At 67.2% G+C, this 23,766-nt stretch carries 25 protein-coding genes and 1 pseudogene; 9 read left to right on the forward strand and 17 right to left on the reverse strand.

The window, feature by feature from the left end; all coding sequences use genetic code 11:
- Positions 1-38 precede the first annotated feature (38 nt).
- The 5 genes from NJE57_RS16105 to NJE57_RS16125 all read right to left on the reverse strand — a co-directional run bounded on the left by NJE57_RS16105 (position 39) and on the right by NJE57_RS16125 (position 4,601).
- Complete coding sequence (locus NJE57_RS16105; protein ID WP_319029530.1) at positions 39-506, reverse strand: ABC transporter ATP-binding protein; 468 nt, start codon at positions 504-506, stop codon at positions 39-41.
- Positions 507-674: 168 nt separating this feature from the next.
- Entirely contained in the window at positions 675-1,475 is an 801-nt protein-coding gene (locus NJE57_RS16110; protein WP_319029531.1) for an ABC transporter ATP-binding protein, read from the reverse strand.
- Positions 1,472-2,539 (reverse strand): FecCD family ABC transporter permease, encoded by a 1,068-nt coding sequence (locus tag NJE57_RS16115; RefSeq protein WP_319029532.1) that lies wholly within the window; start codon positions 2,537-2,539, stop codon positions 1,472-1,474. The genes NJE57_RS16110 and NJE57_RS16115 overlap by 4 nt, the downstream gene beginning before the upstream one ends.
- On the reverse strand, positions 2,536-3,501 hold the full coding sequence (locus NJE57_RS16120; protein ID WP_319029533.1) for a FecCD family ABC transporter permease: 966 nt from the start codon (positions 3,499-3,501) through the stop codon (positions 2,536-2,538). Before NJE57_RS16120 ends, NJE57_RS16115 begins: the two co-directional genes overlap by 4 nt.
- A gap of 53 nt (positions 3,502-3,554) precedes the next feature.
- The gene (locus NJE57_RS16125) at positions 3,555-4,601 is read right to left on the reverse strand and encodes an iron-siderophore ABC transporter substrate-binding protein (protein ID WP_319029534.1); all 1,047 of its coding nucleotides are present in this window, start codon (positions 4,599-4,601) and stop codon (positions 3,555-3,557) included.
- 209 nt (positions 4,602-4,810) lie between these two features.
- Between NJE57_RS16125 and NJE57_RS16130 the strand changes: the two genes are divergently transcribed.
- Positions 4,811-5,557, forward strand: coding sequence for an AraC family transcriptional regulator (locus tag NJE57_RS16130; RefSeq protein ID WP_319029535.1), 747 nt, complete (start codon positions 4,811-4,813; stop codon positions 5,555-5,557).
- Positions 5,558-5,625: 68 nt separating this feature from the next.
- On the opposite strand, the gene NJE57_RS16135 is transcribed toward NJE57_RS16130, so the two are convergent.
- Entirely contained in the window at positions 5,626-6,087 is a 462-nt protein-coding gene (locus NJE57_RS16135; RefSeq protein ID WP_319029536.1) for a MaoC/PaaZ C-terminal domain-containing protein, read from the reverse strand.
- A gap of 131 nt (positions 6,088-6,218) precedes the next feature.
- On the opposite strand from NJE57_RS16135, the gene NJE57_RS16140 reads away from it, so the two are divergent.
- On the forward strand, positions 6,219-7,064 hold the full coding sequence (locus NJE57_RS16140; protein ID WP_319029537.1) for a helix-turn-helix transcriptional regulator: 846 nt from the start codon (positions 6,219-6,221) through the stop codon (positions 7,062-7,064).
- Here the strand turns inward: NJE57_RS16140 and NJE57_RS16145 are convergent.
- Positions 7,016-8,074, reverse strand: a complete 1,059-nt coding sequence (locus tag NJE57_RS16145; RefSeq protein ID WP_319029555.1) for a DUF6194 family protein — start codon at positions 8,072-8,074, stop codon at positions 7,016-7,018. The two genes, NJE57_RS16140 and NJE57_RS16145, sit on opposite strands and share 49 nt — an antisense overlap.
- A 472-nt stretch (positions 8,075-8,546) precedes the next feature.
- On the opposite strand from NJE57_RS16145, the pseudogene NJE57_RS20030 reads away from it, so the two are divergent.
- Both NJE57_RS20030 and NJE57_RS16150 read left to right on the forward strand, forming a co-directional pair.
- Positions 8,547-8,693, forward strand: a pseudogene (locus tag NJE57_RS20030) (MerR family DNA-binding transcriptional regulator); the annotation flags it as partial.
- Positions 8,694-8,741: 48 nt separating this feature from the next.
- Entirely contained in the window at positions 8,742-9,266 is a 525-nt protein-coding gene (locus NJE57_RS16150; protein WP_319029538.1) for a MerR family transcriptional regulator, read from the forward strand.
- 489 nt (positions 9,267-9,755) lie between these two features.
- Here the strand turns inward: NJE57_RS16150 and NJE57_RS16155 are convergent, their stop codons facing one another.
- The 10 genes from NJE57_RS16155 to NJE57_RS16200 all read right to left on the reverse strand — a co-directional run bounded on the left by NJE57_RS16155 (position 9,756) and on the right by NJE57_RS16200 (position 20,066).
- A complete protein-coding gene (locus NJE57_RS16155; RefSeq protein WP_319029539.1) occupies positions 9,756-10,265 on the reverse strand; it encodes a hypothetical protein in 510 nt (169 codons plus the stop codon).
- Positions 10,266-10,273: 8 nt separating this feature from the next.
- Positions 10,274-11,371 carry a MerR family transcriptional regulator gene (locus NJE57_RS16160; RefSeq protein ID WP_319029540.1) on the reverse strand — a complete coding sequence of 366 codons (1,098 nt, stop codon included), beginning with the start codon at positions 11,369-11,371 and terminating at the stop codon, positions 10,274-10,276.
- 66 nt (positions 11,372-11,437) lie between these two features.
- The gene (dnaB, locus tag NJE57_RS16165) at positions 11,438-13,261 is read right to left on the reverse strand and encodes a replicative DNA helicase (protein ID WP_413464425.1); all 1,824 of its coding nucleotides are present in this window, start codon (positions 13,259-13,261) and stop codon (positions 11,438-11,440) included.
- 478 nt (positions 13,262-13,739) lie between these two features.
- The gene (gene rplI, locus NJE57_RS16170; protein ID WP_319029541.1) at positions 13,740-14,192 is read right to left on the reverse strand and encodes a 50S ribosomal protein L9; all 453 of its coding nucleotides are present in this window, start codon (positions 14,190-14,192) and stop codon (positions 13,740-13,742) included.
- A gap of 117 nt (positions 14,193-14,309) precedes the next feature.
- Complete coding sequence (locus NJE57_RS16175) at positions 14,310-14,909, reverse strand: single-stranded DNA-binding protein (protein ID WP_319029542.1); 600 nt, start codon at positions 14,907-14,909, stop codon at positions 14,310-14,312.
- Positions 14,910-14,999: 90 nt separating this feature from the next.
- On the reverse strand, positions 15,000-15,287 hold the full coding sequence (gene rpsF, locus NJE57_RS16180) for a 30S ribosomal protein S6 (RefSeq protein ID WP_107747067.1): 288 nt from the start codon (positions 15,285-15,287) through the stop codon (positions 15,000-15,002).
- A gap of 138 nt (positions 15,288-15,425) precedes the next feature.
- Positions 15,426-15,617, reverse strand: a complete 192-nt coding sequence (locus NJE57_RS16185; protein ID WP_319029543.1) for a hypothetical protein — start codon at positions 15,615-15,617, stop codon at positions 15,426-15,428.
- Positions 15,614-17,188 (reverse strand): glycosyltransferase family 87 protein, encoded by a 1,575-nt coding sequence (locus NJE57_RS16190; protein WP_319029544.1) that lies wholly within the window; start codon positions 17,186-17,188, stop codon positions 15,614-15,616. The genes NJE57_RS16185 and NJE57_RS16190 overlap by 4 nt, the downstream gene beginning before the upstream one ends.
- A 28-nt stretch (positions 17,189-17,216) precedes the next feature.
- A complete protein-coding gene (locus NJE57_RS16195) occupies positions 17,217-19,538 on the reverse strand; it encodes a transglycosylase domain-containing protein (RefSeq protein ID WP_319029545.1) in 2,322 nt (773 codons plus the stop codon).
- Between the two features lie 129 nt (positions 19,539-19,667).
- Positions 19,668-20,066: a DUF5318 family protein gene (locus tag NJE57_RS16200; protein ID WP_319029557.1), complete on the reverse strand. Its 399-nt coding sequence runs from the start codon at positions 20,064-20,066 to the stop codon at positions 19,668-19,670.
- A gap of 275 nt (positions 20,067-20,341) precedes the next feature.
- Between NJE57_RS16200 and NJE57_RS16205 the strand changes: the two genes are divergently transcribed.
- The 5 genes from NJE57_RS16205 to NJE57_RS16225 all read left to right on the forward strand — a co-directional run bounded on the left by NJE57_RS16205 (position 20,342) and on the right by NJE57_RS16225 (position 23,532).
- Positions 20,342-20,893 carry a PadR family transcriptional regulator gene (locus NJE57_RS16205; protein ID WP_319029558.1) on the forward strand — a complete coding sequence of 184 codons (552 nt, stop codon included), beginning with the start codon at positions 20,342-20,344 and terminating at the stop codon, positions 20,891-20,893.
- Entirely contained in the window at positions 20,890-21,978 is a 1,089-nt protein-coding gene (locus tag NJE57_RS16210; RefSeq protein WP_319029546.1) for an inositol-3-phosphate synthase, read from the forward strand. The genes NJE57_RS16205 and NJE57_RS16210 overlap by 4 nt, the downstream gene beginning before the upstream one ends.
- A gap of 25 nt (positions 21,979-22,003) precedes the next feature.
- Positions 22,004-22,567: a hypothetical protein gene (locus NJE57_RS16215; RefSeq protein ID WP_319029547.1), complete on the forward strand. Its 564-nt coding sequence runs from the start codon at positions 22,004-22,006 to the stop codon at positions 22,565-22,567.
- 76 nt (positions 22,568-22,643) lie between these two features.
- Positions 22,644-23,312 carry a HemK2/MTQ2 family protein methyltransferase gene (locus NJE57_RS16220; protein WP_319029548.1) on the forward strand — a complete coding sequence of 223 codons (669 nt, stop codon included), beginning with the start codon at positions 22,644-22,646 and terminating at the stop codon, positions 23,310-23,312.
- Between the two features lie 40 nt (positions 23,313-23,352).
- A complete protein-coding gene (locus NJE57_RS16225) occupies positions 23,353-23,532 on the forward strand; it encodes a CDGSH iron-sulfur domain-containing protein (protein ID WP_319029559.1) in 180 nt (59 codons plus the stop codon).
- Positions 23,533-23,766 lie beyond the last annotated feature (234 nt).

Raw genomic sequence — 23,766 nt, forward strand, 5'->3', positions numbered from 1 at the left:
GTCACACACAGGAGGCTGGCCTCCACTTGTTAGTAGCACTACCAGGAGAAATGCCGGGCTGGCGGAATGCGGCCGCTGAGAACCCGGTGCTGTTGGACCACGCCTCGGTAGCCGAGCATCGGCGAGCCCGAGCCGTCATTCACGACGTCGGCTGTGATGCCGAAAACGTCGGTCAGTAGATCGGCGGTGAGGACGTCCACCGCGAGGCGGGTGCAGTTGGTCGCGGCGAGCTGCCGATCGTGCAGCACCACCGCCGTCGTCTTCTCCGGGTTCTCGCCGATCAGCCGCATCAACTGCAGCTGACTACGGATGTAAAGCTGATTCGTGGGCTCATCGAGAAGCATCACCGGCGCTTCCTGCGCGAACGCCCTCGCCAACTGGGGGCGTTGCTTCTCTCCCCCGGACAGCGTCTGCCATCTGCGGTCGGCGAAGCCGGGAAGGCCCAACGACCGGGCGATGGCGTCAGCCCAGATCAGGAAGAGGACGCCGATGACGGCCGAGCCCACCGTCTGGGCGAGTCCTCCACATTCGGAAGCAAAACCCGGCCAACCCAGGCACGCTGTCCACTCAGGTGGGCCGACCACAGATTCGTCCAACCAGAAGACGTCCTCGCCGATCTGGGCTGCATGCGCCCATGGAGTCCACTATCGGGCTGTACGAGTCCGAACTGATCGCTAGAACGGCTGCTTTGTGGGCACGACGAGGATGCCGTCCCCCACGGGGTTCTGGATGACCTGTGCTGAGAGACCGAACACGTCGAAGAGTAGGTCTGCGGTGAGGACATCGACAGGCGCCCCTTGCGTCACAATCGAGCCGTCCTGCAAAACAACGAGGTGTTGGGCATACTGCACCGCCAGATTCAGGTCGTGGAGAACCATCACGATCGTGCGGCCGCTGTCCTCGTGCAGCGTCTCGATCAGCCGCAACACCTCGATCGCGTGTGCCAGGTCGAGGAAGGTGGTTGGTTCGTCCAGAAGCAGGATGTCGGAATCTTGGGCGACTACGAAGGCGATCCAGACGCGCTGCTGTTGCCCCCCGGAGAGGCTGTCGAGGGTGTCGAAGGCGAGGCTGGTGGTGCCGGTGAGATCAAGCGCTCGGCGTACGGCGGCCTCGTCCTCGACTGACCATTGCCGCAGCCACGACTGGTAGGGCTGCCGTCCGCGGGCGACGAGATCTACGACGGTGATCCCCTCGGGCGCGGTGGGGGCCTGGGGCAGCATCGCGACCCGCCTCGCGAGTTGCTTCGGCGCGACGTGGTGCAGGCTCGCTCCATCGAGACTCACGTGCCCGGCGCGCGGCCGTAGCGTATGCCCGAGGGTTCTCAAAAGGGTCGATTTGCCGCAGCCGTTCGGACCGATGATCGCCGTGACCGCCCGATCCGGGACGGCGAAATCAATCCCGTCCAGGACAGCGCGGGCCCCGTACCCGACGTGGACGCCGTGAGCCTGCAACCGGGTGGAGTCGGCGAATTTCATGCGGTGAGCTTTCTACGTCGTGAGAGGAGAAGGAGCAGGAAGCAGGGAGCGCCGAGCACGACGGTGACGATCCCGACCGGAAGATTGACTGGCAGCAGCGTCCGAGTGGCGACGTCTGTGGCAAGCAGCAGCAGCGCACCGCCGAGCCCGCCGCCGAAGACGGGCGGCGTCGCGGTACCGACAATTCGCATCATGATCTGCGGAGCGACGAAGGCAATGAACGCGATCGGGCCGGCTGCCGCAACGGCCATCGCAGCGAGCACGGTCGCGCAGCCCAGGGCGAGGAGACGCACCGGCCCAGCTTTCACACCGATGCTCTGGGCAAGCGCGTCTCCGAGCGACAGTGCCCCGAGCTGATGGAGCAATGGTGCGAGGAACGGAAGCGCGACCGCCAAGGTGATCAGGAGCGGCCAGGCGTGGGTCCACGTGCGACCGTCGAGGGTGCCGGTGAGCCACACAACGGCCTGCGCGGCTTCGTGGACTCGCGCCCCCACGAGGAACATCGAGGTCAGAGCAGTGCTGATCGCGGCGACACCGATGCCGACCAGGATGAGCCGCATCCCGCCGGCCTCCCGACGCCACGAGAGCAGAAACACGGCGGCCGACGCGGAAAGCCCACCCAGCACGGCGAACGGCGACACACCCCACGAGGCAACCAACGGGCTGGACGTGGTCACCCCCAGCACGATGGCGGCGACGGCCCCCGCGCTTGCTCCGGAGAGGATACCGATGACGTCGGGGCTGGCGAGCGGGTTCCGGGTGACCGTCTGGATGAGCGCCCCGGAGATGCCGAGCGCGCACCCGGCGCCGAGGGCGACCAGCGCGCGGGGCAGCCGCAGTCCGCTGATGATGAACCGGGCGCCGTCCGATCCCCCGCCGAACAGTGCGGCCATGACGTCGGCGAGGGGGATCGGCATCTCACCGATGCTGACGCTCAGGCAGAACAGCACGAAGATCGCGATGGCGATCGCCAGATACCAGGCGACCGCCCGCGGCCGGATCGGGAACGCGAAGGGCGCAATCCTCAGGACAGGTCGCAACGCCGCGGGCGGGGTTCCGGTCATAGGGCGGTCAACCTGCGGCGGCGGACGAATGCGATGAACAGCGGCCCCCCGAGGAGCGCGGCGATAATCCCGACCTGCACCTCTTCGGGGCGGATCACGAGGCGCCCGAGAACGTCAGCGGCAAGGACCGTCACCGCGCCCACCACAGCGGCCGATGGCACGATCAAGACGTAGTCGGGGCCGGTGATGCCGCGGGCGATGTGGGGCGCGATGAGACCGATGAACATCAGCGGACCGGCGATCGCCACCGCTGACGCGGTCAGCAACGCCACCGCTGCGATACCGATCAGACGCGCCAGCACCAAGCGGTTGCCGAGCGAGGCCGCCAGCTCCTCTCCGAGAGCAACCGCGTTGAGAGTTCGCACGCCAGCCATCGCCAGCACCACTCCCGACAGGAGGAACGGCAGCGCCGCGCCTATCTCACCGAGTCCTCGGCCCGCGAGCGAGCCGACTGTCCAGTACCGGAACGACGTGATCGTCGCGGAATCGAGCAGCAATACCGCGCTGGTCAGGGCGGTGAGGACTGCGGTGACGACGGTGCCGATGAGCGCGAGCGTCACGGGCGCGGACTCCCGACCGCGGGTAGCGCCGCCGAGGAAGACGATCACGCTCGCGGTGAGAGCACCGAGGAGACCAAGCCAGACCTGATTCGTCACCGACGTGATCCCGAAGACCGAGATACCGAGGCAGACCGCAAAGGCTGCTCCCGCGTTCACCCCGAGAATGCCCGGGTCGGCGAGCGGATTACGGGTATGTCCCTGCATGAGCGCCCCCGAGAGCCCGAGCGCCGCGCCGGCGAGCACGCCCACGAGCGTGCGTGGGATGCGCACGTCACGAACCACGGTGTCCGCCTCCGAACCGGACGGGGTGAGAAGCGCCAAGACCACATCGGATAGAGGAATCGACCGAGCCCCGATCGCCAGGCTGCCCCCGATGACGGTGATGAGCGCCACCGTGAGCACAGCGCCCCAGGCGAGTAGCCGAAGGCGTTGTGCTCGCCGTATGCCGGATCTGGTCAGTTCACCGTCTCCGTGATCTGCGGCAGCAACTCGTCGAGCGCGTACTGCAAGCTCAGGACGGTTCCCCAGCTGAAGGCACCGGAGACCACCTCGTCCTCAACCCACAACACCCGGTCGTTCTGCACAACTGGCAACTGCTCGTACAGGGCGAGCGCCTCGACCGTCCGGCGAGCATCGGGGGCAAACCCCACGTTCCACACCAGCAGATCCTTGGAGATCTCCGTTATCAGTTCGTCCGGCACATACAGCTCGCCGTAGTCGTTCGGCGTGATACCGGCGATCTCGGCGGGAATCGTGAAGCCGAGCTGCTCGAAGAACTTCGCTCGCACATCGCTGCCCGTGCGCACGATTGTCTCGCCCGCCTCGAACCGCTCCGCCACGACCGCGGTCTTGCCCGCGAACTCAGGGTGGTCATCGGCCGCGTCAGCGAACTCCTGCTCCAGCTGATCCACCAAGGAGAGCGCCTCATCCTCACGGCCCAGGGCCTCGCCCGTGGCGCGGGTCGCCTCCTGCCATGTGATCGCGAAGTCCGCGTACTCCTCATCCGGCACGACGACCGGCGCGATGCGCGACAACTGCTCGTACTGCTCCTTCGTCGTTCCGTTGTAGAGCGAGATGATCAGATCCGGCTCAAGCGACGCGATCTCCTCGATCGGCGGATTCGCCTCATCCCGGACCCCACCGTTGAGCACCACCGGCTCCGCGTCGCCGAGCTCGTCCTGCGCCCACGGCCACGTCGCGGACTCGTAGTCACCCCACCACGGGTAGACAGCAATCGGCTTCACGCCCAACGCGAGCAGCGGATCCTGATCCGAGAGCCCGAGTGTGATCACCCGGGTTGGCTCCTCGGGAATCACTGTCTCGCCGTAGACATGATCGATCATCACCGGGAACTCACCGCCCCCGGACGAACCTTCGCTTGCACCCGCCCCACCGGAGGGGGTGGGTTCGGACGAGCAGGCAGCGAGGGTTGCGACGAGGAGTGCGGCGATCGTCGCGCCAGCTGTCCTTCGGAACCGGCGAGTACCGCCGAGTGTGGTCATAGACTTCGATCCTTCTGCTGTGGGTTACATGACATCGGCCCGGCGCAGGAGCATTCAGGAGCGTCGGAACCAGGTTAGGCTAGCCTCACAAGTTCACCTGCTCAATCCACTTCAAGTGACTCAAATACGCCACGGGTGCAAGTACGGTTGTCGTCGTGACGCATTTTTTGGGACGCTCCACGGCAAAGGGTGCAGCCGATACACCGCAGGTGACATCGCAGACTTTTTTCGGTGCGCTCCACGAAGCGACCACCCATCCACCCCATAGTCATGACGAAGACCAGCTCTACTGGTTCCCGGACGGCGCCGTGAACGTGCTCGTCGGGGCGCAGCGCTGGTTGGTCCCCACCAACGCGGCGTTCTGGTTTCCCGCCGGCATCGCGCATTCGGTCGAGCCCCTGAACTCCGGGGTAACCCGTAGCGTCTACAGCGCCGTCCCGCTCCGACCGCCGGGTGAACGATGGAACCAGCCACGCGCGATCTCCTGCACTGCGCTCATGGCGGAGATATCCCGATACATGAGCTCCGGCTCCCCCACTCCTGCGACGAGAGCGGCCTGCCATGTCCTGCTCTCGCAGCTCATGCAGGACGCTCCGGAGCACCACGCAAGTTTGGTGACACCGACCCACCTGGTAGCCCGAGCGATCGCGGAACGAGTCCTGGCCGACCCGCGCGATGACACGCCGCTTTCCAGCCTCGCGAGCCAGGCCGGTGTCAGTTCGCGCACCATCATGCGAGCGTTCGTCGCCGAGACCGGAAGTGGGTTCACGCGCTGGCGCACTCAAGCTCGCCTGATCGCGTCGCTCTCACTGCTCTCGAGCGGCATGGCCGTGAGCAGCGTCGCGGATCGCATCGGCTACCGCACGACCAGCGGGTACATCAACGCGTTCCGCAATGCCTACGGCACCACACCAGCTGCCTACGCCCGCGAAACGACAACGGGAGGAGCTACATAGAAGGCGGAGGGCAGTAGCGACGGCGGCGCGTTGGCCGCCGAGGGCACTACGCAAGGTGTCCGCGTTCCTCACGAAGGGCCTGCAGCGGCGCTGCGAAGCGGAAGGGCGGAGTGGTTGGTGAGCTCAAGAACGGTCTCGCCATGGTCGTTAGTGAGCTCTGCGGTGATGGCGACTTTCGCATCGCCGCGTTCGACTCTCGGTATCACCGAGTGCACTGTCAGCTGTCCGGTCAGCGTGGCGCCTGGGTGCACGGGCCGACGGAAGTAGATCTCGAAACTACGTCCGACCCCTCCCGTGAAATGAGACCAGAAGGCTGGGACGGCCAAGCGCTGGTAGATCGCCAAGGTGTGTAACCCACTGGCGATCACGCCGCCCAGGGGTGTTTTCGCGGCCGCTGTCGGGTCGGCGTGGATGAACACCGGATCCCATTGCTGCGCGTAGGCAATAATTTCGGACTCGGTGATGGTGTAGCTCCCGAGCTGGATCTGCTGGCCGGTTTGGAGATCGTCCGCGTATCGAATGGCAGTCATGTCGTCCTCCCAGTAAGCCGGATGAGCGGCCACTCTGGCCGTCCCGACCCCACCCTGAACCACGCCGAGATGCGCAGTCGATTACCTGCGAGGTCATGGAGCTTCGTCGTTCACTGGGCCACACTCGACCCATGACGACGAACACGCGGACTGCCTCGACTTCGGTTGGCTCGTTACTTCGGCAGTGGCGCATGCATCGACGAGTCAGCCAGCTCGAGCTATCCAGCGAGGCCGACATTTCCACCCGCCACCTCAGCTTCGTCGAAACCGGACGGTCTCAACCCAGCCGGGACATGGTGCTTCGGATAGCCGCACACCTCGATGTCCCCCTACGGGACCGCAACCAACTGTTGATGGCAGCCGGCTTTGCCCCGCGCTACTCCGAAAATGAGTTGACCGCCCCCGCATTGGCATCTGTCCGAACTGCGGTGCGCGAAGTACTTGCTGCCCACGAGCCTTACCCGGCCCTGGCAGTAGACCGGACATGGAACGTACTCGAGACCAACGCCGCGGTCGACGTCCTCACCCAGGTCGTGTCTCCGCGCCTGCTCGCCGAGCGGCCACTCAACGCGCTGCGCATGACACTGCATCCCCTGGGTATGGCACCTCATATCGCAAACCTTCCTCAGTGGCGCGCTTTTGTACTCGGTGGACTGCGCCGTAGTGCCCTAGCGTGCGCTGACGCCCACATGCTCTCGCTTCACGATGAGTTGGCTTCCTACCCACACGCCGGTCCCGAGGACGCACCACTGCAGGCCACCGAGTCGAACTCCGTCTATGTGCCACTGCTCCTCAACGTCGGCGGTGCCCGTCTGTCGTTTCTGGCCATGATCGCAACATTCGGCACCGCCCTGGACGTCACCTTGTCTGAACTCGCGATCGAGACGTTCCTCCCCGCCGACGCCAGTACCGCTGCGTACCTGGCAGCTCAGGCAGACCCTCCGAGAACGGCGCCCGCGGCGGGGTCGTCTCCCTGACCTCCGGTGAGTCTGGTTCGTACCCGGTGTGCTGTTGCGCCAGCCAATCCGATCAGCTGTTCGGTCTGCGCTGCGGGCGGGTTGATGATCCGGATCCATGCCTGTGAGCCGTAGAGGGGATGTGGCATCAGGATCCCAGCGGCCACGGGATCGAATTGCTCGCGGTGGGCCGGGCTTTCCTCCGGGGAAAATCCGAGGAGCCCTTCGAAGTACTCGGGCCCGACTCGCATATTGAGCGCGAAAACATCATCTCGGTCCAGTTGGGAGTCTTCGTCGAATCCGGGATAGTTGCTGGCGACGATGGTGGCGAACGGCATTCGGCGCAGATCGTGGTGACCTTGTGGTTGAACGGTGAAGAAGATGTCTCCCCACGCGCTGTCGGGGGCTCCGGTGTCGGGGCCGGCGACGAGTACCTCGACGTCCGGCAGCGCCGACAGTAGGTCTCGAATCTGCTCGGGTGTCAGCAGAGGGCCGCGCTCACCCTGGCTGATATGGATGACGCCATCGACCGCGTCGACAAGGGTGGCGGGGTCGAGCGGACCGAGAGCCATGGCTGGGGTCAGGTCGTCGCGCATGCGCAGTTCCGACCGGTGCGCGTCTATGAGATGACCGAGTTTCCGGTGGTTGACGAGCACCGGTTCGGTGCCGCCTTCGAGGCCGTCGAGAAGATGTTCGATGGTTCCGTTCGGGGCGGCAGGGACGCCTCGTGCCGGCGCGGCGCTGCACGAGGTCGCCACGACCAGATAGTCCTCTCCATGTCGCGTAGCGAGCTGGTGACCGAGGGCGTCCCACTCGATTCGGTGCGGACCGAGTTGCATCGTCGAGTGGGCCCGATGGACGTGGGTGTTGTGCGCGTGCAGCAGCACTGGACCACGATGACCGATCTGTCCCACAAGACGATCGACGTGGTCGGCCATCCGTGTGGTGCGTTCGACGATGCGCTTCTGAGCCCGCTCTGGGGAGGCAAAGTCCTCGGCCGTGAGTCCATGTCTGCATCGATGCCCACGCAGCGGATACGGTCGTGCGCCTCGAGTGCTCGGTTGATCGAGCGAAGCCGGAGGAGAAGGTCACGGTTGCCGGAGAAGCGGCCGAATCCGTGTGAGAAGCCAGCCTCCAGCGCACGGTCGAGGTCGTCTGCATCGCCGCATACGTACTCGTCGAGATAACGGCTGGCGTCCGCCGAGGTCTCCAGAGCGATCGCGGCGAGTCCGAAGTCGTCCGCGATCCACGACACGATGTCGTTGCGGACCGTGAGGAAGGTCTCGTCCCCGTGGGTGGGCTCCCCCAGTGCGATGACACGTGGCGTGGGTACTCGGCTCGCGAGGAGCCTCGACAGCGCTGTGGTGAGAAGTGGTGGTCTGGGGTTCTGGGTTCGGTCAGTCACCCCCTCCACCATAACTCTGAAAGACCCGGTGAAGATTGGGGCGCATACTGGGAGTTCAAGACCGAACAAACTTCACATGAGCTAGATGGGGAGAGATGATGCGGCCTATCGATCTGGCACGGGTTCACGGACTGTCGAGCCAGGCAATCCGGTCCTACGAAGAGCGCGGCATTCTCCCCCCGGCGGACCGAACATCAGGCGGGCATCGCTCATATGGGGAGCGCCACAGACTCGCTCTCGCCGCGTTTCGAGCCCTGGCCCCGTCTCTCGGTCACGCCGCAAGCGCCGAACTCGTGACCCTCGCCCACCAGGGTCAGATCGATGGTGTCCTCGAACAGATCGATCGCGGACACGCAGAGTTGGCCGACGACCGGGCCGCCCTCGACCGCGTGGCACGTGTGGTGGACGGCGAGAACTTGCGCCCCGTCCTCGACCTCCACCACACACGCCCGCTGTCGATCGGCCAGGTGGCCCGCAGGATCGGAGTGACTGCCGCAACACTGCGCACCTGGGAGACGGCCGGAATCCTCCGGCCCACTCGCGACCCGAGAACCGGCCACCGGCTCTTCCACGCCGACGACCTACGGGACGCACTCCTGGCCCGCCAGCTGCGGCGGGGACGACACCCCTTGGAGCTGATTGCCGACATCGTCGCCGAGGTTCACGAACACCGAAGCCACGACAGACTCGTTCACGCCCTCCACGAGTGGCGGGCCACACTCCGAGCCCGCGGACTCGGGCTCCTCGCCGGCGCGGCCGCTCTCCACGAGCTCATCAACCACTCGCCACCGGCAGCTGGCTCGACTGGCACGCCGTAGCTGGTGCGCTACTGGGCCCAGACCGAAGCGGTGCGCGACGCCGTAAGCCTCGCCCCGTCAGCGGCACGGCCGCTCCTGGTCCACTGCACCCGTGACTGGGCTTCTAGCTATTCGTTGGGGGCACACAGCCAGAGCAGGCCGGCCCATTCGTCAGCACTTCGAACAAGCTTTTTCCAGAGGTTCACTAGCTCGGGGTGAACCGATCCGTTCGCCATCTGCCAGGGGGGACACACTGACCGTTCTGCAATCGGGCAGCAAGCACGCTGCCTGCAGCATTCCGACTGCGGATCTCTGCTGGTGAGACCTCAAGGAGGTGGGCCACCGAGGCCGGCGTGTAGAACGGCCCCACCGCGCCGTCAAGCAAGTGCTCAGCGTCAGTGCTACTCAACCCGTGCAGTCCTCGCGGCGCCTCGTTCACTCCTGTCATCATCCTCGAAGGCACATCAACGTGGAAACACCCTTCGACGGCCGACGGCGGGTTTTAGTGCGTCACGGGGCTGCACCGGGTGCCGACGACCGGCGTGCGGTGTCACGGTTGTCGATGGCCTGGCGGACTTCGTCGATGGCCGTGCGGATGCTCTGGCCGTACGCATCGTCTGACAGCGCTGAGAGGCGCTGCCCCGCGTTGCGAATGTGCTCGGTCGCTGCCTCGAACGCGCCCAGGCGGCGGAGGTTGTCAGCGATGTTGAGGTGGAGGCTCGGGTAGAACCCGGCGACTTGAAGGCTGGCGTGGTAATTCCGGGCGCGTGCGTCGGTGAGGGCGTCGGCGGCGTCGAGGGCGCGGACGTCCCAGGGGAGCGCCTCTGCAGGGCTCTCATGGAGGTCGGCCAGGTAGTGAGCGAGAGCGCAGCGGGGGAGCGGGTCTCCCGCGACGCCGATCTGGTCCCAGATGGTGAGCAGGTCACGGCGGGCCGACTCGACGTCGCCCGCGTGCCCGAGGATCACGGCGTTGTTGATGGCTTCCATCGTCGGGTCAGGCGTGGCGGCGGTTTCGGTCATGAGGTGCTTCACTCCTTGCGTGTCTGTGGACGAGGCGTCCGTGACGTGGTTCCGGGCGGGTCCGGTCGGCAGGGCATGACGAGCGTCGTGAGGTCGCCTTCGTCGGCTGATCGGACAGTGGCTGGCTGATCGGCCCCTCGAAGATCGAGCATCACTTCGTTTCCTAGTGCGTGGCTCAACGCTGGGTACAAGGTGGCCAGTTCGAACCAGAGTGTTAGATCGGGACCTGTCGCGGTGCCGTGGAGATCCACGGCGGCACCGAATAGCACGAGACTCGCCTGACGGCCTGAGATCCGCAGGCCGACCTTCCCAGGTGCGTGTTCTAGCGCTTTGCGGATTTGCTGCGTCTCGATCGTGACGCGATGCGTCACCGCTGGCAGTGACCCGATCAGAAGCCTGTAGTCAGGGAAGGCCGCGGTCAGCAGGCGACAATGGGCCACGGTGCCGTCCGCCGTACGCAGGCCCAGGGCCCGTTCACCCGTTTCCAGCGTCACTACCGGGCTTCGCCGCAGCCGCGAGGCTGCGGTCTGGAGGTCGTTTCCGTTCAGGGTCCCTGCCCAGGAAACTGCAGACAGCTGGCTGGGCACCAAGGTGCGCGTAGCGAGTCGGTAGCGATCGGTCGCGGTCAGCGAGATGGCGTCAGGATCTGTTTCGAGGTGCACACCGGCGAGGACCGGGATCTGGGGGTCGTGAGTGGTCGTGGCAAGTACCTGGTTGACAGCCGCTGCAAGGACCGGTCCCGGAAGCACACAAAGGGCGCGGCAAGCGCCCGACCCGAGGGATGACTTGAGTGTTGCGGCGACCTGCTGAATTTCGCTGGCCTCTGCGGCGACCTTGGCCACCTGATCGTCGATAAGCTCCGCAGCCTTCGTCGTGCTGGCGGCGAAGAACCGACCTATTGTGGGCAATGGCATCCCGATCTCTCGCAACTGACGCAACTGCGAGGCCCGCGCCGACTGCGATTCGCTATAGAACCGGTAACCCGTCAGCGGGTCGACCTGCTCAGGACACAGCACACCGGCATCGTCGTAGAACCGCAACGCGCTCGCAGTCAGTCCAACAAGCTTGGCGAACACGCCGATCGACATCAATTTTGGGTCAGCCACTCGTACATCGTCCGGCCTCAACCAACTCGAAGGTCAAATTCGGCGACAGCAGAAACGTGACGGCCCCTACAACCCCCGCGCCATATCGACGAACCGGGAGTAATGGAGCTGGTGCGCCACGGTGATCGTGGAGGTCGGACCACCACGGTGCTTGCCCAGGATCAGGTCGGCCTCGCCGGCGCGCGGGTCGTCACGCTCGGTGGCGTCGGGGCGGTGGAGCAGCATGACGATGTCGGCGTCCTGCTCCAGCGAACCGGACTCACGGAGGTCGGAGACCTGTGGCCGCTTGTCGGTGCGCTGCTCGGGGCCACGGTTCAGCTGCGAGATGGCGATCAGGGGCACGTCGAGCTCCTTGGCCAGCAGCTTGAGCTGACGCGAGAACTCCGAGACCTCCTGCTGGCGGGACTCGACCTTCTTACCGCTCGACATCAGCTGCAGATAGTCCACCACGATCAGCCGCAGGTCGTGCTTCTGCTTGAGTCGCCTGGCCTTGGCGCGGATCTCCATCATGGTGAGGTTGGGCGAGTCGTCGATGAACAGCGGAGCCTCGGAGATCTCGCCCATCCGCCGGGCCATCCTCGTCCAGTCCTCGTCGCTCATCTTGCCCGACTTCATGTCGGAGAGCTTGACCCGTGCCTCGGCGCTCATCAGGCGCATGACGATCTCGGTCTTGGCCATCTCCAGCGAGAACACCACGGAGGTGAGCCCGTTCTTGATCGAGCACGAGCGCATGATGTCCAGGCCGATGGTGGAGTTGTGCGTGGGGATCGCCGTGGGCCCGGCCAGGTACAAGTGATCGGCGGCGGAGACCTCGATGCACCTGACCGGCACGCTCTCCGCGCCGCGGACGTCGATGATCACCCGGGCGGGTCGCCCTGAATCCGCGTTCTCGGGCACGAGTATCCCGAAGTCGCTCACCAGCATCAGCGTCTCGAGCGACTTGGTGGTGACGGTCTGGTGGGTGCCGCCCATCTCGATACGCCATTCGTGCTCGGCGTCCGCCACGATCTCCGAGCCGTCATTGAACCGCAGCGTGAAGCAGGGGCGGTCCTGCCACACCTCGGTCACGGCCACGACCTCGGTCGGCTGCCCGTCGGCGCCCAGAACCCGGTCGCCGACCGCGACCTCCCCCATGGTGGTCGCACCGTCCGGGGTCGGCAGCACGGTGTCCAGGGCCAGGGCTTTACCCACGCCGGGGCGGGCGGCGATGATGATCATCTGACCGCCGTGGAGACCGTTCGTGACGGCATCGAGGTCGGCGAAGCCAGTCGGGACACCGTGGCTGAGCCCGCCGGCGGTGTGAATGGCGTCGATCTCGTCCATCGTGGGCTGCAGGAGCTCCTCGATGATCACGTAGTCCTCGGTGGTCCGGCGCTCGGTGACCTCGAAGATCTCCGCCTGCGCGCGGTCCACGACCTCCGCGACGTCGGCGCCTTCGGACCCCGAGTAGCCGAACTGCACGATCCGCGTCCCGGCGTCGACCAGGCGGCGCAGAATCGCCTTCTCCGAGACGATCTGCGCGTAGTACCCGGCGTTGGCCGCCGTGGGCACGGTCGAGATGAGCGTGTGGAGGTAGGTGGCCCCACCGGCACGTCGCAGATCCCCCCGGCGATCGAGCTCGGCGGCCACCGTGACGGCATCTGCGGGCTCGCCACGCGCGTACAGGTCCAGGATGACGTCGTAGACGGCCTGGTGCGAGGGCTTGTAGAAGTCGCCCGGCTGGATCTCCTCCACCACGTCCGCGATGGCGTCCTTGCTCAGCAGCATTCCGCCGAGTACGGACTGTTCCGCGGTGAGGTCCTGGGGCGGCGTGCGGCCGAACTCGGCGCGCCCACCCTCGTCCGGCGGAGGCGGCATCTCGTCGGAACCGTCAAATCCCCCCTGCGCCATGGGCTCTCCTCTCCGCTTCACGCCTCATACGTGCGCTACTTCCCAGCCGCCTCGCCGGTCCGCGTGACGAGTTCACTGTAGGCCACCGCTGCGACACGCTCGGCAGCCACCCACCTAGTTATCCACAGGCTTATCCACAATCGTTGGTGGCCGCCTGTGGACAACTGTGGATGAATCGAGGTTACGCAGGGATTATGCGCGCCCCGCTGTGGAGAACTCGTGGAGTACCCTGCCGGGTTTCGACAAAACCGCAGGTCATCACTATCTTTGCAGGTCGCCCCACCAGTGGAGAACGTGTTGTATCACGACCGGTTCGACGGCGCAATAGATAACGAAAGATGAACATTATCGATCTCGGAACCGACACCGTTGTATTTCGTCGGCATAGTTATCCACAGGCGATCCACAACCCGTCATCGAGCTCCCACGACGAGGGCCCCGGTCGTCGCGGACGACGACCGGGGCCCTACGTGGCAGATCAGGCGGGAACGACCTCGACCGCAACGGTCGCGGTGGTGTCGTGCCCGAGTTCGACGACGACGCTCTGGGCGCCGGTCGACTTAATGTGCTCCCGGGGCATCTGGACGGCGCGCTTGTCGAGCGCCGGCCCACCGGCCGACTTGATCGCCGCGGCGACGTCGCCCGCGGTGACCGAGCCGAAGAGCTTGCCGGTGTCGGAGGTCTTGACCGCGACCTTGACGTCGGCGAGCGACTCGAGCTTCTGCTTGAGCTCGTTGGCGTGGTCCGAGTCGCGCACCTCACGGGCCTCCTGGACCCGCTTGATCGACTCGATCTGGCGCTCGGCGCCCGGGGTGGCCACGATGGCCAGCCCGCGCGGGAGCAGGAAGTTACGACCGTATCCGCCCTTGACCTCGACGATGTCGCCCGGAGCACCGAGCTTGTCGACGTCGGCGGTGAGGATCAGCTTCATGATCCGTCTACCTTTCTTTCCTCCGACGAGCCGACCGGGGCCGGACTCTCGCGAGGTCATGTCTCATGCTTATGGGGTGGGACGCATCGCGCGCCCCGTAGGGAAAAGACCCTGGGATCAGAACGGGGGCTCGTCGTCCGCGCCGCCGAAGCCACCGGAACCGCCGGCCTGAGGAGCGCTGCCCCACGGGTCGTCGTTCTGCTGACCGGCTCCCTGGCCGCCACCGAAGCCACCCTGCGGCTGGCCGCCGCCCTGGAAACCGCCACCCTGCTGGCCGCCGGACTGGAATCCGCCGCCCTGCTGGCCGCCTTGCTGCCCGCCGCCCTGGAAACCGCCCCCGCCGCCTTCGCGGTTGGTGCGGGTGACCTTGGCGGTGGCGTACTTGAGCGACGGGCCGACGTCGTCGACCTCCACCTCGTACACCGTGCGCTTCTCGCCCTCACGGGTCTCGTACGACCGCTGGCGCAGCCGGCCGTTCACGATGACTCGCATGCCCTTCTGCAGGGACTCCGCCACGTTCTCGGCGGCCTGACGCCAGACGTTGCAGGTGAGGAACAGGCCTTCGCCGTCCTCCCACTGGTTGGTCTGGGAGTTGAAGCGGCGCGGCGTCGAGGCGATCCGGAAGTTCGCCACCGCGGCACCCGACGGTGTGAACCGCAACTCGGGGTCCGCGACGATGTTCCCGACCACGGTGATGGGGGTGTCGCCCTGTGCCATGCGCTTGTCCTCCGTGTAGAAGCTGAGGTGGATGTGATCGCCAGTCCGGCCGACCGCGCCCAGATTACCGGGCGGGTCGGACAGTCAGGGTCACTTGTCGGCGCGGAGCACCTTGGTGCGGAGGACGTTCTCGTTCAGACCGAGCTGACGATCCAGCTCCTTGACCGCGTCCGGCTCGGACTTGATCTGGACGACGGCGTAGATGCCCTCGGTCTGCTTGTTGATCTCGTAGGCGAAGCGTCGCTTGCCCCAGACATCGACCTTGTCGACCGAACCGCCCTCTTGCCGGATCACGTTGAGGAACGTGTCCAGCGACGGCGCCACGGTGCGCTCGTCGAGACTCGGATCGAGGATGACCATCACTTCGTATTGACGCATGGGACCTCATCACCTCCTGTGGACTACAGATTCGGCCACGGAATTTCCGTGGCAGGAGGGTCGTTGCGTCAGCAACCCGGTAAGGCTACCCCGCATGAGCTCGGCAGACGAAATCCCGGCGCAGCGACTGACGCCGCCTCAACCGTGCCGGAGGCCGATCGTCAACGCGAGGACCACCGGCACCACGGTGAGGAAGAGGAAGGCGGCCACTGTCCAGGCGATCCACACCGGTTGCCGCCAGCCCGCGCGGAACCCCCCGGCGGCGGTGACCATGCAGATGAATCCCACGAGGATGCACAGGAACATCCAGATCATCGCGTCGGTGCTCATCCGGCGGAGGCCTCCCTTTGTCGGGCCCTGCGGACCTCGTCGTCGTCGTTCTCCTGGTCGGTCGGCGGTCCGACCAACGGTTCATCGGGGTCCGCGAGAACCCCCGCCAGCGGATCCGGCCCCTCGGGGGTGCCCTGGTGCGTCATCCGGACCAGGTCCAGGTGCGGCCGGTAGATCTCGCGGATCACCACCACGCAGATCGCCACCACCATCAGGTCGCGGACCAGGACGAGCGGGTGGAACACCTCGGGCCCGATGCCCTTGTTCGCCACGCCGTGGAAGTACGACATGTGGGCGACCCACAGCAGCGCGTCGAACGCCATCCACGGGACCAGCAGCTTCGCCCGTGGCACCGCGAGCACGGCCAGCGGGACCAGCCACAACGAGTACTGGGGGCTCCACACCTTGTTGGTGAGCAGGAAGACCGCCACGATGAGGAACGCCAACTGGGCGACCCGCGGGGTGGTGGACGCGGTGAGACCGATCACGAGCACGGCCACACAGCCGAGGGCGAACAGCACCAGGGACACCATGTTCAGCTGGACCGGCGCCTCGCCCGCCGCCCGTCCGACGTCGAAGCCCTCCCAGCCCGTGAGGGTCCTGATCACGGCGTAGATGCTCTCCGGGTTGGCGGGCCGGTCCGAGTTGAGCCGGAAGAACTCCCTCCAGCCCTGCGGGAACGGGATCATGATGGGCAGGTTGACCGCCAACCACGCCGCCACCGCCGCGCCGGCCGCCTTGCCCAGGTCGACGAAGCGCCTCCGCCGGATCGCCACCACCAACAGAGCCCCGAACAGGAACAGCGGGTACAGCTTGGCCGCCACGCCGATCCCCAGGACGACCCCGGCCCAGACCGGTCTGCTGCGCGCCCACAGCAGCAGCGCCACGGACGCGAAGGCGACCGCCATCAGGTCGTAGTTGGTGAACGCCTGGAAGATGATCAGCGGGCTGGCCGCCATGAGCACCGTGTCCCACGGCCTGCGCCCGGCTGACCGGTACGTGGCCCAGACGGCGACCATCCACATCATCGCCAGGAACACGCAGCCGAGAACGAAGTACTTCACCACCTCGATGGGGGCGCCGGGGGCGACCGAGTGCCAGGCCTGGGCCGCCTGCGCCGTGACGTACTGGAACATCCCGGAGACCACCGGGTACTCCATGTAGCGGACCACACCGTCGTCACCGACCCACATGTACCGGTACGGCAGCTCTCCGGAGTCCAGGCCCTGCACCGAGTAGAGCGGGAGCGGGTCCGCGTAACAGGCCTTGAAGTACTGCTGCCCGGTCCAGTTGAGGCCGGGCTGGGCGCCGTCGGCACCGGTGGTGGTCTCCAGACATGACGCCTTGGAGAAGAATCCGAACGCCAGGAACACCACCGCGAACAGCATGATGACCCGCAGCGGGGTCCAGAACCGCTGTCGGCCCACCGCGGCGTGTCGGCCGACGGGCCCGCCCCACGCGTCCAGCACGGCCGCGCCTGACCCGTCCCCGGGGCGCACCCGGTCCCGCGGCCCGAGGGACCGCAGGTCGTCGTCGAGCGGCAGCGGGGAGAGGTGGCCGTTGCTCTGCACGGTCACACCCTAGTTCACGGCAATTCGCTCAGGCGCCGCCGTCGCCGCCGTCGCCGGTGCCGCCGCCGTCTCCCCCGCCGGTGCCGCCGCCACCGGTTCCACCGCCCGTGCCTCCACCGGTTCCGCCACCGGTTCCGCCGCCACCGGGCACCGGCGCCGGCTCGGGAGCCGGTGCGGGCGCGGGCGCCGGGGCGCCGGCGCCCGGGATCACGATCTCGGGCAGGCCCGGGACGTTGAGCGTGAGCGGGCCCGGCGCACCGGGCGCGGGTGCGGGCTGGGCCGGCGCGGGCGGAGCACTGGTCTGCGGGACAAACTGCTCGGTGTCCACGGTCCCGCCGGTGTTCCCCGTCCCGGTGCCCGATCCGGAGGACTCCCACTGGGACGCGCCGGCCTGACCGCCGATGTACCCGGGGGTCGGGAAGCTCTCCCAATCCGTCCCTGCCAGCGCCCCGTCCATCGCCGACTTCCAGATGTCCGCGGGGACGGAGGCGCCGTACATCGTCCCGCCCCACTGGTTGAGCAGCGGCGAGTTGTCGTCGGTACCGACCCACACCGCGGTCGCGATGGAGGGGGTGTAGCCGACGAACCAGGCGTCCTTGTTGTACCCGGTGTCACCGAGCTGGGTGGTGCCGGACTTGGCGGCGGACGGGCGGCCGCCGGCCAGGGAGTGGCCGTTGGAGTATGCCGCGATGGGCTCCATCGCCGAGGCCAGGTTGTTGGCCACGTCCTCGTCCACCACCTGCTCGCCCTCGACGGAACTGTTGTCCACCAGGACCTCTCCGTCGGCCGTCTCGACCTTCTGGATGAAGTGGGTGGGCCGGTGGACCCCCTCGGCGGCGAAGGTCGCCAGCCCGGTGGCCATGTCACGCACCCGGATCGGGTACTGACCCAGGATCAGACCGTCGTAGGGATCCTCGCCCTGTTCGCTGAGGGTCTCCCACGGCAGGCCGGGGATCTGCTCGGGGATCCCGACGCGGTGCGCCATGTCCCGGACGTCGTTGGCCCCGTTGTCCAGCAGACGCTGGAGACGGATGAACGAGGTGTTGAGCGACATCTTGAGCGCCTGCGAGACCGAACACGTGCCGCAGCTCTGCCCGTCGACGTTGGTGACGGTGACGTTGCCGGTGGTCACGGGCGCGGAGGAGATCTGGGTGCCCAGCCCGATCCCCTGGTCCAGGGCCGCGGCCACGCCGAAGATCTTGAAGGTGGAGCCGGTCTGCAGCGGGGCGTTGGCGTAGTCCCAGCCCTCGGCCTCCTCACCGCCGTAGTAGCCGATCACGCCGCCCGTGCGGGGGTTGATGGAGACCACGGCGGTCCGGTTCTCGGGGTTCTGACCCTCCATGTTGCTCCGGGCGGCGGAGACGACCGCGTCCTGCGTGGCCTGGTCGATGGTGGTGGTGATCTTGAGACCGCGGGTGTTGAGCATCTGCTCGTCGATGCCCGCCTGGTCGAGCTCGGCCAGGACCTGGCGGCGGATCGCCCCGTTGGTCGGATCACCCACGTTCTGCTCGATCGCCTGCGGGTCCTGGACCACCTCGGGGAACGCCGCCATGCCCCGCTGTTGCGCGTCGACCGCACCCATGTCACGCATGCCGTCCATGACGTAGTTCCAACGGCTCTCGGAGGCCGCGCGGTTGTTGAGCGGGTCCAGCGCGGACGGCGACTGGATGACCCCCGCGAGCATCGCGCCCTCCTCCACCGTGAGGTTCTCGACCGGCTTGTTGAAGTAGGCCGTGGACGCGGCGGCGATCCCGTAGGCGCCGCGACCGAAGTAGATGGTGTTGAGGTAGGCCTCGAGGATCTGGTCCTTGGACCATCTGTTGGTCATCTTGGCCGCGATGACGATCTCCTTGGCCTTGCGCTCGTACGTGGGAGCGTCGCCGACCATGGTGTTCTTGACGTACTGCTGTGTGATCGTCGATCCGCCGCCGGCGCTCGACTCGCCGGTCACCTGCCCGATCACCGCGCGGCCGATACCCGTGGGGTCGTAGCCCTCGTTGGTGTAGAAACTGCGGTCCTCGGCCGCGATGACGGCGTTGCGCACGTGGACGGGGATCGCGTCGATCTCCACCAGGGTGCGGTTGCCCTCCGGTGGGACGATCCGACCGATCATCGTGGTGCCGTCGTCCGCGAAGATCTCGGAGATCTGGTTGGCGGCGACGCTCCCCGGACGGGGGATCTCCGTGCGGTTGTACATCACACCCACGACGATCATCGGGATCACCAGCAGGACGACGACGAGGAGGATCAGCGTCGTCCAGACCGGGTGCCGCCGGAACCAGCCGCGCCGATGCGAGGAGTCGTCCCGGTCCGCGTCGGTTCTCCCACGCGAACTGCCACTTTGCGACATCTTCCACCCTCCTGCGAGCAGCTCGGACCGGTACGGGTGACCCCCGATGACGGTGCACTGACATCCATTGTGTACGAAATCCGGCCGCACTCTGAACTCGGCGCACCCGGCCGGGCCATCCGGCCCGGTTCAGTGGTGGCGGCGGAGTTCCCGCGCGGCCCGCCGCACGCGCCTGCCCTGACCCGTCGCGAGGCCCACTTCGTAGGACTGGACGAGGTGGTTCCACGAGCAGCTCCGGCACACCTCCACCACGTGGACGGTGAACGCGTCGTGGGTCAGCGCCAGCTGTTCTATCTCGTCGGCACTGCGGGCCGAGCCCGAGGCCGAGCCCAGGTCGTCACCGAACACCCAGGACACCTCGGTGAGGTTCTCCTTGCGACACACGGGGCACACCGTCTCGGTCTCCACCCCGTGGAAGCCTGCGGCACGCAAGAGGTAGACGTCGGCGTCACACACCTCGTGCAGCGCGGACACGCCCTCCCGGAGGTCCGCCAGCACCCCTCGCCGACGCAGGGCGAAGTCCACCACCCGGCGACGCCTGAGCGCGTCGCGGCCGGTGGGGTCCTGCGGCCCCGGCGGGGGGCCGGGTCGCGGGGAGCGGGAGTCGGCCTGGTCCACGTGGCCAGCCTACGACCCGGGCCCGGCCCGGCGTGGACGACCGGGGTGGGTGGCCGGGACGGGCCGTGCGCCGACACGTCACGCCGATGCCACCGCCCGGTATATCGGCTCGATACATCACACCGTGTACTGTCGGTGGCCGTCGCGGAAACCCGCAGGCCTGAGATGTCGAGGGAGGAGGTGTGGTGCTCGAACTGGCGATCCTGGGACTGCTCGATGAGCGACCCATGCACGGCTACGAGCTGCGCAAACGGTTGTCCGAGATGTTCGGCACCGTACGGACCGTGTCCTTCGGCTCGCTGTACCCCACCCTGCGCCGCCTCCGGCAACAGGGCGACATCGTCGAGGACGCCACGGCGGCCACCGCCACGCGCCCACCCGCCACCGCACGACGTGGTCGCAAGACCTACCGCATCACCTCGGGCGGCAAGGAGACGATGTCGGCACTGCTCGACGAACCAGGGGCCGCGTCGTTCACCGACGACGGTTTCGGCGTCCACCTGGCCTTCTTCGACCGCACCCCCGGGCCCGCCCGGGTGCGACTCCTCGAGGGCCGGCGGCGGGTCCTCGAGGAGCGCCGCGAGGGCCAACGTGACGCCGCCACGCGTACCGGCCCGACCGAACTGCGCTACGCCCGGCAGCTCACCCTGCTGGGCCTCGAGACCAGCGAGCGCGAGCTGCGCTGGATCAACGAACTCATCCGAACAGAGAACCCACCACAAGGAGAACCCCAATGACCGACAAGAAGGTGCGCGTCGCGATCGTCGGCGTCGGCAACTGCGCGTCCTCGCTCGTGCAGGGCGTCGAGTTCTACGCCGACGCCGCGATCGACCAGACCGTCCCCGGACTCATGCACGTCAAGTTCGGCGACTACCACGTGCGAGACGTCGAGTTCGTCGCCGCCTTCGACGTCGACGGCAAGAAGGTCGGCATGGACCTCGCCGATGCCATCACCGCCTCGGAGAACAACACCCTCACGCTCTGCGAGGTGCCGCCGACCGGCGTCACCGTCCAGCGCGGCCCCACCCTCGACGGCCTGGGCAAGTACTACCGGCAGACCATCGAGGAGTCCGACGCCGAGCCGGTGGACATGGTCCAGGCCCTGCGCGACGCCGAGGTGGACGTCCTGGTCAGCTACCTGCCGGTGGGGTCCGAGGAGGCGGACAAGTTCTACGCGCAGTGCTGCATCGACGCCGATGTCGCCTTCGTCAACGCTCTGCCCGTCTTCATCGCCTCCGACCCCGAGTGGGCCGAGAAGTTCCGCTCCGCGGGCGTGCCGATCGTCGGAGACGACATCAAGTCCCAGGTCGGCGCCACCATCACGCACCGCGTCATGGCCAAGCTGTTCGAGGACCGCGGCGTCGCGCTGGACCGCACCTACCAGCTCAACGTGGGCGGCAACATGGACTTCAAGAACATGCTCGAACGCGAGCGCCTGGAGTCCAAGAAGGTCTCCAAGACCCAGGCCGTCACCTCCAACCTCGAGGGCTCCCTCAAGGACAAGATCCACGACCGCAACGTGCACATCGGCCCCTCCGACTACGTCGAGTGGCTGGACGACCGCAAGTGGGCGTACGTTCGCCTCGAGGGACGTGCGTTCGGCGACGCACCCATCAACCTCGAGTACAAGCTCGAGGTGTGGGACTCGCCCAACTCGGCCGGCATCATCATCGACGCCGTCCGCGCGGCCAAGATCGCCAAGGACCGCGGCATCGGCGGACCGATCCTGCCCGCGTCCGCGTACCTCATGAAATCGCCGCCGGTCCAGATGGCCGACGACAAAGCCCGCACCGAGCTCGAGACCTTCATCATCGGGGCCTGATCCAGCGCTGCGAGAACAGGACAGCATGACCCACACCGCGACGGACCACCCGCTCTCCCGCACCGGGCGTCGCCGTGTCCCGGCCGTCATCGCACTCGCGATGGCGGCCGGCGTCGCGCTCGCGGGCTGTTCCGCGGCGGGAGAGAATGAACCCGCCCCGTCGCCGACCACGCAGGCGACCACCTCGTCGTCGTCGTCGACACCCACCACCACCTCCCCCACCGTCGAGGCCGCCGACCCGGTGTCGGCCACCGCCGCGGCTCCAACCGCCCCGGCGACGTCTGCCGCGTCGGCGGCGTCGCAACTACCCGCCAACGTCGTGGGAACCGGTGGCCCCTGCCACCGTCTCGGCGAGCTCGCGCAGGCGGACGACGGATCTCCGCTGTTCTGCACCGAGGACCCGGGCGGCGCGGGGCCGCTGTGGCTGCCGCAACCGCAGGGAACCGGGCCCGACGGCACCGGTCCGGCTCTGCAGGGGCAGCCCTGCATGCAGGAGGGCGTCGCCGTCACCGCGCCGGAGGGAACGGTTCTGACCTGCCGCCTCACCGGGGGCGCAGGCGTTCCCGGCGGACTGTTCTGGCAGCGGTAGCGGTCTAGCGGTTGCAGGAGATCGGGTACGTCGATTGACTGAGCATCACCTGCCCGACCCCTCACCCGGAGGCCCGATGACCCAGACACGGTTCGCCCACATCGAGGTCGATGAGGGCGTCTACGCACCGCAGGATGACTCGTGGCTGCTCTGCGAGGTGCTGGACCAGTGCGATCTGGTGTCCGACAAACGAGTCCTCGACATCTGTACAGGCAGCGGGATCCTCGCCATCGAGGCCGCACTCAAGGGTGCGCGGGAGGTCCTGGCCTTTGACATCTCCCCCGCAGCCGTCGCCTGCACCACCCGCAACGCCGAGCGCGCGGGGGTCCGGGTGGACGCCAGGGTGGGCACCCTCGCCGACGCCCGGGTCGCGGGGCCGTTCGACGTGGTGGTGTCGAACCCGCCCTACGTCCCCTCCGACACACCGTTGCGCGGCACCGGCCCCAACCGGGCCTGGGACGCCGGCGCCAACGGGCGGGTGGTCCTGGACGAGTTGTGCGATCTGGCCCCGGATCTCGTGGCCCCCGGCGGGAGCATGCTCATCGTCCACTCGGAGTTCTCCGACCCCCCGCAGACCATCAGCCGGCTCGAGCGGGCCGGGTTCGACGCCAGGCAGGTGGCGACCCGGGTCGTCGAGTTCGGTCCCGTGATGAACTCCTACGCCGAACGGCTCGAGGCGGCCGGACTGCTCGAGCCCGGGCGACGGGTCGAGGAGCTGGTGGTGGTCCGTGTCGACCGCAGGTGACCGCGAACCGCGGGTGGTCCGCATAGTGCCAGGTGGCCCGATGCTGGTGGAGGGGCCCGTGGACCTGGTGACCGATGACGGCGCCCGCGTGTGTTCGGACCGGTTCATGGTGGCCGTGTGCGCGTGCCGCCGCAGCAAGAACTATCCGCTGTGCGACACCAGCCACCGCCGCAAGGTCCGGCCCGCCGACACGGAGACCTCGGCCGGCGCCGACGACTGAGTCCGGGCCCGGCCCGCCGCGTCCGACCCTGCCGCATCCGCTGCCCCTCGTCCGACCGCCACCACCGACCCCGCCGCATCCGCTCCCGCCGATGAACGCGCGCGTGCACCGCTCGGAAGTTGTCAACCTGTCTCAAGACAGGTTGATGCCAGTGGTGGTGGGTAGTGCTGGTGCTTTCGGTGGTGCCGAGTATCTGCGGGGATGCAGTGCCGCTGCCCAGTCCAGGGTCTGTTG

The organism is Dietzia sp. PP-33, assembly GCF_033790845.1.
Lineage (GTDB): Bacteria > Actinomycetota > Actinomycetes > Mycobacteriales > Mycobacteriaceae > Dietzia.